This window comes from Stenotrophomonas sp. STK17_22 (assembly GCF_051983905.1).
Taxonomy (GTDB): Bacteria; Pseudomonadota; Gammaproteobacteria; order Xanthomonadales; family Xanthomonadaceae; genus Stenotrophomonas; species Stenotrophomonas maltophilia_A.
Genome location: NZ_CP197010.1, coordinates 1,597,821 through 1,611,916, shown reverse-complemented (window position 1 = coordinate 1,611,916; position 14,096 = coordinate 1,597,821). Strand labels below are relative to the sequence as shown.

Sequence of the window (14,096 nt, the reverse complement as noted above, 5' to 3'; positions counted from 1 at the left end):
GCTCGTTACAACGGGAATGCGGCCGGCGGCGCATGAATGCAAGCGCCGCCGCGCCACTCAGTTCGGTCGCAGCTTGTCCAGGCGGTCGGTCAGCGCCACCCAGAATGCGGCAGGCAGCTCGGCGCGCAGCGGGACCGCGTAGTACCAGTCATTGCCGAACGCGCGGCATTTCACCGCGTCCTTTTCAGTCATCAGCACCGGCAGCTGGCTGCCAAAGGACAGGTCCTGCGGCTGATAGGCCTGATGGTCAGCGAAGGCGTGCGGCACGACACCGATGCCACGCGCGCGCAGCATGTCGAAGAAGCGCTGCGGGTGGGCGATGCCGGCCACGGCGTGCACACGCTGGCCCTTGAAATACGACAGCGGACGGGCACGGCCACCGGCCAGCGGTTGTGCGCTATCGATGTGCAGGGCCATCGGCCACTGGCCGAAGCCGCAGGCCTGTGCTGCAGTCTCCTCATCGGCCTGGCCGAGGTTGACCACGCGGAAATCGCACTCGCTGGCGCGGCTGACCGGCTCACGCAGCGGCCCGGCCGGAATCATCCGGCCATTGCCGTAGCGGCGCTGCGCATCGACCACTTCGATCTCGATGTCCCGCGCCAGCCGGTAGTGCTGCAGGCCGTCGTCGCAGACGATCACATCGCAGCCGGCCTCGATCAGCGCCTTGCCGGCTGCAACACGATCACTGTCCACGCGCACCGGCACGCCGGTCTTCCAGGCAATCAGCACCGGCTCGTCGCCACCCTTGGCGGTCGGCGTATCGGCCTTGACCCACATCGGCTTGTCGGCATCTTCGCGGCCGTAGCCACGACTGGCCACGCCCGGCTTCCAACCGGCGGCGCGCAGGCGCTCCACCAGCGCGATGGTCAGCGGCGTCTTGCCAGTTCCACCGGCGGTGATGTTGCCAACCACGATGACCGGCACCGGCAGCGTGTAGCGCTTGCGCCAGCCACGCCGATAGGCGCGCCGGCGCAGCGCGGTGACGCCGGCATACAGCGGCGCCAGCAGGCGCATTGCCCACGGAACCGGGGTGCCGTCGTACCAGTACGGGGGGGTCTGGGTACCCTTGCCGGCCATCAGTCCTGCCTTTCGCGGAACTGCATGCTGTGCAGATGCTGGTACAGGCCACCCATGGTGAGCAGCTCCTTGTGGGTACCGCGCTCGACGATGCGACCGTGGTCCATCACCAGCACCTGGTCTGCATGCTCGATGGTCGACAGGCGATGCGCGATGACCAGCGTGGTGCGCTCGGGCATCAATCGCTGCAGCGCGTCCTGCACCAGGCGCTCCGATTCGTTGTCCAGCGCTGCGGTGGCTTCATCGAGGATCAGGATCGGCGCGTCGCGCAGGATCGCACGGGCGATCGCCAGGCGCTGGCGCTGGCCACCAGACAGCAGCGCGCCGTTCTCGCCCACCGGGGTCTGCAGCTGCTGCGGCATGCGTGCGATGAACTCCCAGGCATTCGCGGCTTCAGCTGCCGCTCGGATCTGTTCATCGGTCGCGTCCATGCCATAGGCGATGTTGGCGCCGATGGTGTCGTCGAACAACATGACCTTCTGCCCGACCATCGCCACCTGGCGACGCAGGTCGGCCAGCGGATAGTCGTCCAGTGCCACCCCGTCGAGGGTGATGCGCCCGCCGCTGGGTTCGTAGAAGCGCGGCACGAGCCGGATCAGGCTGGTCTTGCCGCTGCCGGATCGACCAACGATGGCGGTGACCGTACCCGGCTTGGCCACGAAGCTGATGTCGTCCAGAGCGATGCCACTGTCTTCGCGGTAACGCAGCATGACGTGCTCGAAGGCCAGTTCGCCACGCACGCGCTGCACCGTGTTGCGGCCTTCGTCGCGCTCGACCGGCATGTCGAGGATGTCAAACAGGCGCTCGGCGGCGGACACACCGCGGGAGATCGAGGACTGCACGCTGGTCAGGCGGCGCAGCGACGGGATGATCGCCGTCATCGAGATCATCAGGCCCATGAACTGGCCGGCATTGAGGCGCCCTGCCAGTGCTTCACGGGTCGAAACCCAGACGATCACCGCCAGCGCCAGCGCGGCCAGGAACTGGACCACGCTGGAGGCACCGGCACGGGTGATTTCCACCTTCATGTTCAGCGCCAGCATGCGGTTGGCCAGGCGCGAGTAGCGCGACATCTCATGCTGCTGGGTGCCGTGCACCTTCACTTCCTGCTGGGCCGCCAGTGACTGCTCGGCGGTCTGCGCCATCGTGCCCATGCCGTCCTGGATACCGCGGCTGATGCGCCGGTAGCGCTTGCCCACGTAAGACACGATCACGCCGATCATCGGCACCACCACCAGCATGGCCACGGTCACCTTGACACTCATCTGCAGCATCACCGCCAGCATGGCGATGATGGTCAGGGTGTCGGCAACCACGGTCTTGAGCGCATCGGCGCTGGCCTGGGTGACCTGCTCGGTATCGAAGTTGAGGCGGCTGACCATCACCGGCGTCGATTCGGTATCGAAATGCGAGGACGGCAGGTGCAGGTACTTGGCCAGCACCTGTTCACGCAGGTCGCGCACCACGCTGCGACCGGTCTTGGCCAGCGCGTAGTCGCTCACCCAGGTGGCGGCGCTGCGCATCAGGAACAGGCCAAGGATGGTCAGCGGCAGGATCACCGCCATTTTCGGTTCGGGATTGACGAAGCCACGGTTGACCAGCGGCTCCATCAGCTTGGTGAAGTGGTAGCCGGCTACCGACTCCACCGCCATGGCGATGACGGCGGCGACCATCATGCCCCAGTAGGCACGGGTGTATCCCAGCAGACGTTTGTAGATCGGCCACACCGGCGCGTGTTTGGAACTCATGGACGCACCTCGGGTGCTGTTGCAATGGCAATACGGCGGAAGCCGAGCTGACCCAGCGCATCCTGCGCGGTCACCACGGCCTGATAGGGCGTGCGGGCATCGGCACGCAACAGCACCGGCTGGGTACGGTCGCTGCCGGCAACGGCCGCGATGGTCTGCTTGACCGACTCGACGTCGCTGCGCAGCACTTCCTGGTCATTGATGAAGTAGCGGCCCTCGGCGTTGATCAGCACGCTCAACGAGCGCGGCGGCTCATTGCTGGGCTGCTGGCTGGCCGTAGGCAGCTCCACCTGGAGTGTCGAGCGCGCATCGAAGGTGGTGGTGACCACGAAGAAGATGATCAGCACCAGGATGACGTCGATCAGTGGCACCAGGTCGATATGCGGCTCATCCTGGGATCGGTCGTTGCCGATACGCATCGATCAGGCCTTCGCCGTGGCCGCGCCGGCCGGGCGCGTGGCAGCAGCAGGGTTCATCACGCCGGGGCGGCCATCCAGCGTATCCAGCAGCGCGCTGGCTTCCTGCTCCATCTCTACCACATAACCGTGGATGCGGCCCTTGAAGTAGCGGTGGAACATCAGTGCTGGAATGGCAACGATCATGCCGGTGGCGGTGCACACCAGCGCCTTGCCGATACCACCGGCCAGCTGGTTCACATCACCCACGCCATGGTCGAGGATGCCCAGGAACATCTGGATCATGCCGATCACCGTGCCCAGCAGGCCCAGCAGCGGCCCGGCCGATGCGATGGTGCCCAGCGCGTTGAGGAAACGCTCCATGCGGTGCACCAGGTGGCGGCCGGTGTCTTCGATGCGCTCGCGGATCTGGTCGCGCGGGCGGTTGCGTGCTTCCAGCGCGGCGGCCAGCAGCGCGCCCAGCGGCGAGTTCGCACGCAGGGTCTGCAGGTGGGCGGGGTCGAGCTTGCCGCGTGCCGCCCAGTTGCGCACTTCCTGGCCGAGGCCGGGCGGCAGCACTTCAGTACGTCGCAGGGACCAGAAACGCTCCAGGATGATCGCCAAAGCCAGTACGCCCAACAGCAGCAGCGGCACCATCGGCCAGCCACCGGCCTTGACCAGTTCCCACACGTTTCAACCCTCCGGCCCAACGGCCGCTTGTTCGATCGGCGATAGGATAGCAGCCGACCGCGCCCGCCCAGCGGCATCCCACCACCGGGATGCGTGGATGCGCTGTTCACGCAGCTGCAGCCCTTGTGCGCCAAGCCATATGCGGATCGCCCCGGAATCGGCCGTGGCCAGTACCTCGGCCCCTTGCGCCTGCCAGCGCTGGACCACGTCCTGGCGCGGGTGCCCGAAGCGGTTGCGGTGCCCGGCCGAGACCACCGCCAGCCGTGGCGCCACGGCGGCCACCCACGGCGCGCTGGAGCTGCCGCCACTGCCATGGTGCGGCACAAGCACCACATCCGCCTTCAGCGCTGCCGGGTATGCCTTCAGCAGCGCCTGCTCGGCCGGGCGGCCGATATCGCCAGGCAGCAGGACCACGCCGTGACGGCTGGCGACGCGCAGCACGCAGCTGTCCTCGTTCTCGGCCTGGCGGCTGCCCGGTGCCGGGTGCAGGACCTGGAAATCAACTCCGTCCCACTGCCACTGCATCCCTTGCTGGCAGGGCGCAGCGCCGGCGATGGTGCTGCCCGGTGGCGCCAGCAGCTGCAGCCCGGGCAGCTGCCTTCGCAGGCTCGGCAGGCTGCCGGTGTGATCAAGATGGTCATGGCTGAGCATCGCCTGCTGGGGCGGCCCCTGTCCGAGCGCGCGCAGGGCCGGGACCAGAATGCGTTCGTTGCCGTCGCCGCCGGTCGGCGGCCCCACGTCGTACCAGAGCGCGTGCCGCGCCGTACGCACCAGCACCGCGGTGCCCTGCCCTACGTCGTGCACCAGCAGCTCCAGTTCGCCTTCAGCCGGTGCATGCCGGGCGGGCCACAGAAGCGGCAGGCACAGCAGCAGGCCTGCCAGGCCACCGCCAGCGCCGCGTGGCAGCAGCCACCAGAACACCCCCGCCACTGCCGCCGGCACCGCCCAGCGCGGTGCCTCGGCCAGCCACCACATCGCCTGCGGGTGCAGCGCCAGTGGCTGCAGGGCCTGCCAGCTGAGCTCGAACAGCCAGGCGGCGGCGCGCCATGCCCAGCGCCCGGCGCCATCCTGCAACGCGTGCAGGCCGGTACCCAGCAGCGACAACGGCACCACCAGCAGGGTCCACCACGGAATGATCGGCAGATTGACCAGCGGCCCCAAGCGCGCGGTGCCGCCGAACAGGGCCACGCACAGCGGCAACAGGCCGAGGCTGGCCACGCCCTGGGCGGCCATAAAGCCGCGCAGGCCCCCACCGACGCCGTCCGGCCCGGTTCGTGGAAGGCACCACAGCAGCCACAGCACTCCCCCGAAACTGAGCCAGAAGCCGGCCGACAGCACCGACAGCGGCGCCGGCAGCAGCATCACCATCGCGGCCAGGGCCAGTCCCTGCCCCGCACCCACCGGGCGACGTCCGGCACGGGCCAGTGCCACCAGCCCGATCATCAGCGCCGCACGCACTGTTGGAAGCGCGCCGCCGGCGGCCACGGCATAGACGGCTGCGGCCAGCGCCGCACCCCATGCCGCCGCCTGCGGCCGAGGCCAGAACCGTCCCAGCACCGGGCACAGCCACCACGACACGCGGCACAGCAGTACACCGAAGCCAGCCACCACGCCCACGTGGAAACCAGAGATGGCGACCAGATGGGTCAGGCCCAGAGCGCGCAGGTGTTCCCAGTCGGTATCGGACAAGCCGCGGGTATCGCCCAGTGCCAGCGCCTGTACGAAGCGAGCGGCAGGATGGGCCACCTGGGTGGCGATGGCGTCACTGCTGCGCTCGCGCCAGGCCGGCAGGCCCTGTGCAGGCGCGCGCTCACGCGCAGCGCCGGGGTCGCGCACCGTGCCATTGCCGGAAATACCGCGCAGCAATGCATGGCGTTCGCCGTCGAAGCCGCCAGGATTGATCCGCGAGCGTGGCGCGCGCACGCGCAACGACAACTGCCAATGTGATCCCGCACGAACCGCATGGCGCCCGCCCTCCGCCTGGTGCGCTGGCGATCCGCGCCACGGGTCGTTCCAGGTGACCTGCAGGCGCTTGCCACGCAGCACTGGCGGCGCATCGGCGTCATCCACGTGCAGCACGAAACGTGTGTAGCCGGCCCCTCTCTGTGGAAGATCGGCCACCCGCCCCCGCACCTGCACATCCTGCGGCGGCGCACCGGGTGGAAGCTGGCCGTGCAGGGCCCACTGCCCGTGCACTGTTGCCCATGCCAGGCCGAGCAGGACTGCAGCCCACGCGCGGCCGCGCCAGCGCAGCAGCCAGCCCGCGACGCCGGCAACGGCCATCGGCGCGCTCAGCCACAACGGCAGCAGTGCCGGCATCTGCACGCAGGCCAGCGCGCCCAGCACCAGGCCGGCGGCGCAGCCGGGGCCAAACAGTGCCGGAGCGGAACGTTCGGGAACCATTCCAGCAGCCTGCCGAGGGACGTAGCAGGTTGCCTATCGGGGATTTCCCCGCGTGGCTGTCAGCGCCGGACGCTACCGCGATGGAAGTTGACCCGGAAGCTGGCACCACCGCCAGCCGCCTCACCGACACTGACCGAACCGCCGTGATGCTGCACGATTTCCTTCACCAGATGCAGGCCCAAGCCACTGCCGCTACCCGCTGCGCGCAGACGATGGAACGGCTCGAAGATCGCTTCACGGTCGCCCACCGGAATGCCGGCGCCCTGGTCGCTGACCTCCAGCAGGCCACGTGCATCCAGGCGCACGCAAATGGTGCCGCGTCCGCCGCCGTGGACGATGGCGTTGTGCACCAGATTAGCGATCACCCGCCCCAGCGCCAGGCTGTCGCCATGGATCCACACTGGCATCTCGGGCGCATCCACTTCGAAGCCGTAACCGGCCCCCACCACCAGCGGCGCCAGATCGGCGGCAGCTTCGCGCACCAGCAACGCCAGATCCAGCCGCTGCAGTGCGCCGACATTACGATCAAGTCGCTGCAGGTCGAGCAGGTGCTCGGCAACGTTACCGAGCCGCGCAACGTCGGTCAGCAGCTGCGACTTCAGCTCGCCCTGCGGCAACTGCGACAGGCGCGCCTGCACTACTGCAATCGGCACCCGCAGTTCGTGCGCGGCATCGGCGAGGAACTTGTCACGCGCGGCATACCCCTGCTGCACCTTGTCGATCGCGTCGTTGAAGGCTTCCACCAGCGGTGCGACCTCGGTCGACACCAGCTGCGCATCCAGACGCGCCCCCGGCTGGCCGATATCCAGCTCCTTGGCCTGTTGTGCGGAGCGGCGCACGCCGCGCATCGCGCGGTGGATCACGGTCGGCATGACCAGCAGCGTGATCACGATCAGCGGCAGGAAAAACCACAGCCCGATCAGGCGCAGCACCATCAGCGCACCGTCCAGCAACCCGCCCTTCGGCGCCCCACCCACCATCACCGTGATGCGCCGCCCGTCCTCCTTGCGGATCATGACCCGCGCCACGTCCAGGTACGGCGGCACCAGCGAGCCGAGTTCGGTGGCACCCAGCGTCGGCAGGCGCGCGAGCAGCGGGGCGTGGATCGCCGGAATCGTGCCGCGTTCCAGCCAGACACCCTTGTCGTCGACCGCCGCGAACCAGAGGTTGCCACCGGCCTCGGCGTCGAGCTTGTTCCAGCGCGCCTGGTCCAGCACCAACCGCCCGCCTTCACTGTGCACGGCCTTGGCCACGGCTTCGGCCATGAACATGTCCATGCCCCAGGTGTCCTTGTCGCCCCAGGTCAGGATCAGCGCAACAACGGCGAACAGCACGGTGAAGGCCTGCGCCAGGAACAACCGCCAGGCCAACCCCAGCGTGATGGAACGGATCGGACGTGTCGGACGCGCCATCTCAGGCCTCCGCCAGCAGGTAGCCGACGCCCCGGATCACATGGATTTCAACGCCCGCCCCGGCCTGCTGCAGCGCCTTGCGCAGCTTGGAAATGTGCGCATCGAGCGCATTGGACTGGATCTCATCGTCGAAGCCGTACACCGCGGCCTCCAGTGCCGTGCGGGTGACCGTGCGCCCCTGGCGCATCGCCAGTGCCTGCAGCACCAGCACCTGGCGCCGCGGCAGCGCCAGCGGTTGGCCCTCCACCTGTGCCTGCAGCGATTCGAAGTCGAATTCCAGCCGGCCCAGATGCAGGCTCGGTGTCACCATCGCCGAGGGCCGCCGCGAGACAGCACGGATCCGCGCCATCAGCTCCTCGATCGCCACCGGCTTCACCAGGTAGTCGTCGGCACCGACATCCAGGCCCTCGACCTTGTCCGACAACCTGCCCTTGGCCGTCAGCATGATCACCGCCAGGTTCGGGCGCAGCGCGCGTGCGGTGGCGACGAAAGCCACGCCATCGCCATCGGGCAGCTGACGGTCCAGCAGCATCAGCTGATGCACCGGCTCGCGCAGCGCAACCGCGGCTTCGGCCAGGCTGCCGACCACGTCGGCGACCACGCCCTGCCGCTCCAGGCCCGACTGCAGGGCTCGGGACAGATCGGGATCGTCTTCGACCAGGAGAATGCGCATCAGGGGCTCGGCTACCGGAAACGGTGCCGATCATAGTGCCTGGCGCCAGGTTTGGGCGTCTTCGTGTGCCAGTTGCGAAGGCGCAATGTTCTGACAATGTTGTACCCGCACCATGCACAGCCATCCCCCGCAAAGTGGTTGATCGATGCCGTCGCTGTCCCCGACCCTGCTGCGCCCGTTGCTGTTCTCCGCTGCCATCGGCCTGCCGTTGATCACCCACGCCGCCGACCAGAACCCGGGCGTGCAGGCCGGTATCAGTGCCGGCGCGACCTCGGGGGCGTACGCCCACTACGACGTCAAGCCGCTGGTCGTACCGTCCATTGCCTGGCAGGGCGAGCGCTTCTTCGCCAGCCCGGGCTCGCTGGGCATGTACCTGTACAAGCGCGAGGGCCTGCGCCTGTCGGCGGCAGTCACGCCCTACACGCTGCGCTTCAAGACCGACGACGTGAACGATCCTCAGCTGCGTCGCCTGCACAGCCGGCAGATGTCGGCCATGGCCGGCATCAACGGTGAGTACAGCGCCGACTGGGGCATCGTCGAGGCCAGCGTGATGCGCGAGGTCACCGGGCACGGAGGTGGCATGGAGTCGCGCCTGCACTACAGCTATCCGATCCAGGCCGGTCGCTTCACCTGGGTGCCCAAGGTCGGCGTGGTGCACTCCAGTGCGCGCCTGCTCGACTACTACTACGGCATCACCGACGAAGAAGCGCTGCGCTCGGGACTTGCTGCCTACAACCCGGGCAGCGCGACATCACCGAGCCTGCAGATCGCAGTCAGCACGCCCTTGGGCACGAAGTGGCGCGCGACCGGCGTCGTAGCCAACCAGTGGTTCGGCGATGCAGTAAAGGACAGCCCGATGGCCCGTCGCGGTACGCAGACGTCGGCCTTCGTTTCCCTGATGCGCTCGTTCTGATCGAGCGCCCGCAACGGACAAGGACCCCCCATGGCCTCCGTCTCCCCTGCTGCTGAAGCGCACGCGATCCTGCGTGCCCCCGACCTGGACAGCGCCGAGCGCGCCTACCTGGGGCTGCTGCCCGACCTGGAACACGTGAACGCGCTGACGCGCCGCGCACTGGGCCTTTCGCGTGCTGCCGATGCGGCACGCGGCTATGCGTTGTCGATGATGCTGGTGGGATTGCGCCTGCAGGAACTTGAGATGGGCGAAGCAACCGCAAAGGAACATCGCCAGGCCACCCTGCGCAGCCTGCGCCAGGCCTTCAGCGCCTGAGCGCAGGCCAGCAACGCTGCCGGTGCTGCAGGGCGGCGGGAAGACTCAGCGGAACGTGGTCCACGCCAGCACTGCCGCCAGCAGGGCCACCCAGATCACCGCCTTGAAGGTACCCTCCAGCATGTTGCCGCCGAACAGCAGCTCAAGGATGGGATTGGGCCGGGAAACCGGAACGTGATCACTCATGCGGCAGCTCCTTGCAGTGACGGCGCGATTGCGCGGTAGACCGGAGTCTACGCCTGCACGGCCCGGATTCATCGCCCCCCGGCCGTCTTTGGCGGTTCAATTCCGGCCTTCGTCGCAGGCTGGCTGCAGCACCCCACATGTCATGCCAGCCTGCGTGCACTTTCCCGCTGGAGCACCGTGCCATGCCGATGCTTGCCCTGATGCTGCTGCTCTCCAGCCTGTTCGGCGCTGGCAACGGGCCCACTGAAGAGGCCCTTCGCAGCCAGATCCTGCTTGCCGAAACCCACCAGCCGGACGTCGTACGACAGGATTGCGGTTCGCCCTCCCTGCTGCTTTACCGGCTGCGCCAGGACCGGGTCCTGAGGCTGGCCAACCAGCCCCTGCAACACGAACCCGGCGTTGCCCAGCCCACGCGTGGTGCGACGGTTCGCGTCGCCCAGCTCTGGGAGCGCGTGGACGGTCACTGGAAGCTGCAGCGGATGATCAGCGTCGAAGACCTGGTCGTGCAACGCTGACCATGTGGAACCGTGATCGATGCCTGAAACGAGAAAAGCCGGCACAAGGCCGGCTTCCGTCGTGATCCACCGCTGCACCGGCAATGCCGGGAGCCAGGTGGTGGGCGGTACAGGGTTCGAACCTGTGACCCCTACCATGTCAAGGTAGTGCTCTACCGCTGAGCTAACCGCCCATCTTGTTCTTGCCGCCCGAAAGCTGGCCTTGCTACGTAAAAACCCGGCGCCAAGGCCGGGCTTTGCAGTTCACGACAGCCCCCTTCCAGAGACTTCGTGGTGGGCGGTACAGGGTTCGAACCTGTGACCCCTACCATGTCAAGGTAGTGCTCTACCGCTGAGCTAACCGCCCGTTTTTGCTTCTGAACGTCCGCGATTGCGTCGGTGCAGGCCGCGTATATTACGGATGCCGGCCGTGAAGCGCAACACTTTTGTGAAGAAGATGCTGCACTGCCGCGTTCAGCCCAGACTCGCTTCCTTCAGCTGCCGGATCTGGTCACGTACGCGCGCGGCATCCTCGAATTCCAGGTCCTTGGCGTGCTGGTACATCTGCTGCTCCAGCGCCTTGAGACGGGACGCCAGCTGGGCCGGGCTGAGCGATCGATAGTCACTCCCCTCCTCGGCAACGCCGGGCCTGCCCTTGCCCTTGCCCTTCTTTGCTTCCTTCTCGGCCGCATCGGAGCGCGCGCCTTCCAGCACGTCGGTGATCGGACGCGCCACCGAGCGCGGCACGATGCCGTGCTGCTCGTTGTACTCGACCTGCTTGGCGCGACGGCGGTCGGTCTCGTCGATCGCCGCCTGCATCGAGCGGGTGATCTTGTCCGCATACAGGATCGCCTTGCCACGCACGTTGCGGGCGGCACGGCCGATGGTCTGGATCAGCGAGCCGGTCGAGCGCAGGAAGCCCTCCTTATCGGCATCCAGGATCGCCACCAGAGACACCTCGGGCATGTCCAGGCCCTCGCGCAGCAGGTTGATGCCCACCAGCACATCGAACTTGCCCAGGCGCAGGTCGCGGATGATCTCCACGCGCTCGACCGTGTCCACGTCCGAGTGCAGGTAGCGCACGCGGATGCCGTGCTCGGTCAGGTATTCGGTGAGGTTTTCGGCCATGCGCTTGGTCAGCGTCGTGACCAGCACACGGTCACCGGCCTTGATGCGCGCGTTGGCCTCGCTCATCAGGTCGTCAACCTGGGTGCCCACCGGGCGGATCTCCACCACCGGGTCGATCAGGCCGGTGGGGCGTACGACCAGTTCAGTGATCTCGTCACCGGCCTCGCGGTACTCATAGGGGCCTGGCGTGGCCGACACATAGATGCTGCGGGGGCAGCGCTCTTCCCACTCCTCGAAGCGCAGCGGCCGGTTGTCCAGCGCCGAGGGCAGCCGGAACCCGAACTCGACCAGCGTCTCCTTGCGCGAACGGTCGCCCTTGAACATGGCGCCGATCTGCGGAATGGTCACGTGCGATTCGTCGATCACCAGCAGCGCGTCGGCCGGCAGGTAGTCGAACAATGTCGGCGGCGGTTCACCGGCGTTCTTGCCGGTCAGGTGCCGGGAGTAGTTCTCGATGCCGTTGCAGTAGCCGACCTCGGCCATCATTTCCAGATCGAACTGGGTACGCTGCGCCAGGCGCTGCGCCTCCACCAGCTTGTTCTGCGCGTACAGCTGCTCCAGGCGCTCCTTCAGCTCGACCTTGATCGTCTCGATCGCCGCCAGCACACGCTCGCGCGTGGTGGCGTAATGGGTCTTCGGGTAGACCGTGAAGCGCTGCATGTTGCGCAGCGTCTCGCCGGTGAGCGGATCGAACAACGTGATCTTCTCGACCTCGCCATCAAACAGCTCCAGGCGCAGCGCCTCGCTGTCCGACTCGGCCGGGAACACGTCGATGACTTCACCACGCACGCGGAAGGTACCGCGCTGCAGCTCGTATTCGTTGCGCGTGTACTGCAGCTGGGTGAGGTGGTTGATCAGGTCGCGCTGGTCGATGCGCTCGCCCTTGGACAGGATCAGGCGCAACGACAGGTAGTCTTCCGGCGCGCCCAGGCCGTAGATCGCAGATACCGTCGCCACCACGATCGCGTCCGGGCGCGACAGCAGGGTCTTGGTCGCCGCCAGTCGCATCTGCTCGATGTGCTCGTTGATCGAACTGTCCTTCTCGATGAAGGTATCCGACGACGGTACGTAGGCTTCCGGCTGGTAGTAGTCGTAGTAGCTGACGAAGTACTCCACCGCGTTGTGCGGGAAGAACGCCTTGAACTCGCCATACAGCTGCGCCGCCAGCGTCTTGTTCGGCGCCATGATCAGCGTCGGCTTCTGCACGTTCTGGATGACGTTGGCGATGGTGTAGGTCTTGCCCGAGCCGGTCACGCCCAGCAGCGTCTGCTTGGCGATGCCCGCTTCGAAGTTGCTGGTCAGCTTCGCGATGGCATCAGGCTGGTCGCCCGCCGGCGAATACGGCGAGACGAGTTCAAAACGGTCGCTCATGGTGGTGCCAGTTCCCGGGAGTGGTGAGTATACGGGGCATGGAGTGACGGCCCGCTGAGGGGTTTCCGGGCAGGTGAGCGCGGCGTTGGCTGATGGTGAATGCCCCGGCGTACGTCGAGGCTGGAGGCATGTCCCATCGTCTTCGCCCTGCCCGGCTCCACCGCGGGCTCCATCTGATCGAGCTGCTGATCGCCGTCATGGTGCTGTCGGTCCTGCTGGCGTTGGCCTGGGGCCCTTGGCAACGCACGCTGCGGCACTTCCAGGCGGAAGCGCTGCGCGCCGAACTGGTCGCCAGCCTGTCGATGGCGCGCAGCGCCGCCATCACCGAACGCCGCCGCGTGACGGTCTGCGGATCGTCGGACGGCATGATGTGTGACCAGGCATGGAGCCAGGGCTGGCGGGTGCAGGTCGAACCGGCCAACAGCGCGACCGCCGCCGCAAGGGAACTGCGCGTGCACGGGACACGCCAGCGTCATGTCGACCTGCACACCAGCGATCATCGACCCGACGTGCGGTTCCGGCCCGACGGCCGCAATGCCGGTACCAACCAGTCCATCGTGTTGTGCGTGGATGGACAGGAGCACAGCCGCGTCATCATCAGCGTCCCCGGACGGGTCAGGAGCCAGCGCCCGCGCAGGTCCACCCCCTGCTGAAACCTGCAATGCCATCGTGGAAACGAAAAAAGCCGCGGTTTCTCGCGGCTTTTTCGAATCTGGCGCCCGAAGTTGGACTCGAACCAACGACCCCCTGATTAACAGTCAAGTGCTCTAACCGGCTGAGCTATTCGGGCGGGGTGCGCATTTTAGCCAGCGTTTGGCGGCCAGCGCAAGCCCTTTTTCCAGCCGCGATGCTCAACCGCTACCAGCACTCCGCATTGGTCTTCTTGTCCGGAGTCTTGCGTCCGGCCTGATCCAGCGTCAGCGTGCCGCACACATCCTTGTCCTGGCCGGTTTCCGGCACCGCCTGCAGCGTGTAGGTGCTGGCCGTGGCCTTGCCGTTCAGGGACAGCGTGTAGCGCTTGTTGCCCTGGCGCGGCGACTGGTTGAACGGCAGTGAGAAACCGTCATAGCTGTTCTGCACCGTATGGTAGCGCTCGAGCAGCTGTGCGATCTCGACCAGATCAGCCTTGGCCAGGGCCCGGTTGGTCTTCAGCACATGACGCTGGTAGGACGGCAGGGCTACGGCTGCCAGAACGGCGATCACGGCTACGGTGATCATCAGCTCGATCAGGGTGAACCCAGCTGCAAAGCGGCGGTTTGAGGGTGCGTGCATGGGCGATCTCATGTTCATG

General features: G+C 67.1%; 14 protein-coding genes and 3 tRNA genes. 4 read left to right on the top strand and 13 right to left on the bottom strand.

Annotated elements, in window-relative coordinates; genetic code table 11:
• Nucleotides 1-57: 57 nt before the first annotated feature.
• From lpxK to ACSYS9_RS07285, 7 genes are read right to left on the bottom strand one after another with little or no spacing between them, the layout of a single operon-like run.
• A complete protein-coding gene (gene lpxK, locus ACSYS9_RS07315; RefSeq protein WP_071228381.1) occupies nt 58-1,077 on the bottom strand; it encodes a tetraacyldisaccharide 4'-kinase in 1,020 nt (339 codons plus the stop codon).
• The gene (msbA, locus tag ACSYS9_RS07310) at nt 1,077-2,825 is read right to left on the bottom strand and encodes a lipid A export permease/ATP-binding protein MsbA (protein WP_032128904.1); all 1,749 of its coding nucleotides are present in this window, start codon (nt 2,823-2,825) and stop codon (nt 1,077-1,079) included. Before msbA ends, lpxK begins: the two co-directional genes overlap by 1 nt.
• Nucleotides 2,822-3,244 carry an ExbD/TolR family protein gene (locus ACSYS9_RS07305; protein WP_032128903.1) on the bottom strand — a complete coding sequence of 141 codons (423 nt, stop codon included), beginning with the start codon at nt 3,242-3,244 and terminating at the stop codon, nt 2,822-2,824. The genes msbA and ACSYS9_RS07305 overlap by 4 nt, the downstream gene beginning before the upstream one ends.
• Before the next feature lie 3 nt (nt 3,245-3,247).
• Nucleotides 3,248-3,910, bottom strand: a complete 663-nt coding sequence (locus tag ACSYS9_RS07300; RefSeq protein WP_019337175.1) for a MotA/TolQ/ExbB proton channel family protein — start codon at nt 3,908-3,910, stop codon at nt 3,248-3,250.
• Between the two features lie 3 nt (nt 3,911-3,913).
• Nucleotides 3,914-6,313, bottom strand: coding sequence for a DNA internalization-related competence protein ComEC/Rec2 (locus ACSYS9_RS07295; RefSeq protein WP_071228382.1), 2,400 nt, complete (start codon nt 6,311-6,313; stop codon nt 3,914-3,916).
• Nucleotides 6,314-6,372: 59 nt separating this feature from the next.
• Complete coding sequence (locus ACSYS9_RS07290; RefSeq protein ID WP_049462677.1) at nt 6,373-7,725, bottom strand: sensor histidine kinase; 1,353 nt, start codon at nt 7,723-7,725, stop codon at nt 6,373-6,375.
• Between the two features lies 1 nt (nt 7,726).
• Nucleotides 7,727-8,398, bottom strand: coding sequence for a response regulator transcription factor (locus tag ACSYS9_RS07285; RefSeq protein WP_032128900.1), 672 nt, complete (start codon nt 8,396-8,398; stop codon nt 7,727-7,729).
• Nucleotides 8,399-8,543: 145 nt separating this feature from the next.
• Here ACSYS9_RS07285 and ACSYS9_RS07280 point away from each other — a divergent pair, with 145 nt between their 5' ends.
• A complete protein-coding gene (locus tag ACSYS9_RS07280; protein ID WP_071228384.1) occupies nt 8,544-9,311 on the top strand; it encodes a MipA/OmpV family protein in 768 nt (255 codons plus the stop codon).
• 30 nt (nt 9,312-9,341) lie between these two features.
• A complete protein-coding gene (locus ACSYS9_RS07275; RefSeq protein WP_010486086.1) occupies nt 9,342-9,626 on the top strand; it encodes a hypothetical protein in 285 nt (94 codons plus the stop codon).
• Nucleotides 9,627-9,671: 45 nt separating this feature from the next.
• On the opposite strand, the gene ACSYS9_RS07270 is transcribed toward ACSYS9_RS07275, so the two are convergent.
• Entirely contained in the window at nt 9,672-9,812 is a 141-nt protein-coding gene (locus ACSYS9_RS07270) for a hypothetical protein (RefSeq protein WP_010486087.1), read from the bottom strand.
• 182 nt (nt 9,813-9,994) lie between these two features.
• On the opposite strand from ACSYS9_RS07270, the gene ACSYS9_RS07265 reads away from it, so the two are divergent.
• Nucleotides 9,995-10,327, top strand: a complete 333-nt coding sequence (locus ACSYS9_RS07265) for a hypothetical protein (protein WP_071228385.1) — start codon at nt 9,995-9,997, stop codon at nt 10,325-10,327.
• A 98-nt stretch (nt 10,328-10,425) separates the two neighbouring features.
• Here ACSYS9_RS07265 and ACSYS9_RS07260 read toward each other — a convergent pair.
• From ACSYS9_RS07260 to uvrB, 3 genes are all read right to left on the bottom strand, one after another.
• Nucleotides 10,426-10,500: transfer RNA gene (locus tag ACSYS9_RS07260), tRNA-Val, on the bottom strand.
• Nucleotides 10,501-10,598: 98 nt separating this feature from the next.
• Nucleotides 10,599-10,673, bottom strand: a tRNA-Val gene (locus ACSYS9_RS07255).
• Between the two features lie 107 nt (nt 10,674-10,780).
• Nucleotides 10,781-12,805: an excinuclease ABC subunit UvrB gene (uvrB, locus tag ACSYS9_RS07250; RefSeq protein WP_032128896.1), complete on the bottom strand. Its 2,025-nt coding sequence runs from the start codon at nt 12,803-12,805 to the stop codon at nt 10,781-10,783.
• Between the two features lie 128 nt (nt 12,806-12,933).
• Here uvrB and ACSYS9_RS07245 point away from each other — a divergent pair, with 128 nt between their 5' ends.
• Nucleotides 12,934-13,458 (top strand): GspH/FimT family pseudopilin, encoded by a 525-nt coding sequence (locus ACSYS9_RS07245; RefSeq protein ID WP_071228386.1) that lies wholly within the window; start codon nt 12,934-12,936, stop codon nt 13,456-13,458.
• 60 nt (nt 13,459-13,518) lie between these two features.
• Here ACSYS9_RS07245 and ACSYS9_RS07240 read toward each other — a convergent pair.
• Nucleotides 13,519-13,595 (bottom strand) — tRNA-Asn (locus tag ACSYS9_RS07240).
• Between the two features lie 68 nt (nt 13,596-13,663).
• Entirely contained in the window at nt 13,664-14,077 is a 414-nt protein-coding gene (locus tag ACSYS9_RS07235) for a type IV pilin protein (RefSeq protein WP_049412583.1), read from the bottom strand.
• Between the last annotated feature and the right edge of the window lie 19 nt (nt 14,078-14,096).

Coding starts and splice junctions, on each gene's coding strand:
- ACSYS9_RS07245 (WP_071228386.1), top strand. CDS start 12,934: ATGTCCCATCGTCTTCGCCCTGCCCGGCTCCACCGCGGGCTCCATCTG.
- ACSYS9_RS07290 (WP_049462677.1), bottom strand. CDS start 7,725: ATGGCGCGTCCGACACGTCCGATCCGTTCCATCACGCTGGGGTTGGCC.
- ACSYS9_RS07270 (WP_010486087.1), bottom strand. CDS start 9,812: ATGAGTGATCACGTTCCGGTTTCCCGGCCCAATCCCATCCTTGAGCTG.
- ACSYS9_RS07295 (WP_071228382.1), bottom strand. CDS start 6,313: ATGGTTCCCGAACGTTCCGCTCCGGCACTGTTTGGCCCCGGCTGCGCC.
- ACSYS9_RS07265 (WP_071228385.1), top strand. CDS start 9,995: ATGCCGATGCTTGCCCTGATGCTGCTGCTCTCCAGCCTGTTCGGCGCT.
- uvrB (WP_032128896.1), bottom strand. CDS start 12,805: ATGAGCGACCGTTTTGAACTCGTCTCGCCGTATTCGCCGGCGGGCGAC.
- ACSYS9_RS07280 (WP_071228384.1), top strand. CDS start 8,544: ATGCCGTCGCTGTCCCCGACCCTGCTGCGCCCGTTGCTGTTCTCCGCT.
- ACSYS9_RS07285 (WP_032128900.1), bottom strand. CDS start 8,398: ATGCGCATTCTCCTGGTCGAAGACGATCCCGATCTGTCCCGAGCCCTG.
- msbA (WP_032128904.1), bottom strand. CDS start 2,825: ATGAGTTCCAAACACGCGCCGGTGTGGCCGATCTACAAACGTCTGCTG.
- ACSYS9_RS07235 (WP_049412583.1), bottom strand. CDS start 14,077: ATGCACGCACCCTCAAACCGCCGCTTTGCAGCTGGGTTCACCCTGATC.
- ACSYS9_RS07305 (WP_032128903.1), bottom strand. CDS start 3,244: ATGCGTATCGGCAACGACCGATCCCAGGATGAGCCGCATATCGACCTG.
- lpxK (WP_071228381.1), bottom strand. CDS start 1,077: ATGGCCGGCAAGGGTACCCAGACCCCCCCGTACTGGTACGACGGCACC.
- ACSYS9_RS07275 (WP_010486086.1), top strand. CDS start 9,342: ATGGCCTCCGTCTCCCCTGCTGCTGAAGCGCACGCGATCCTGCGTGCC.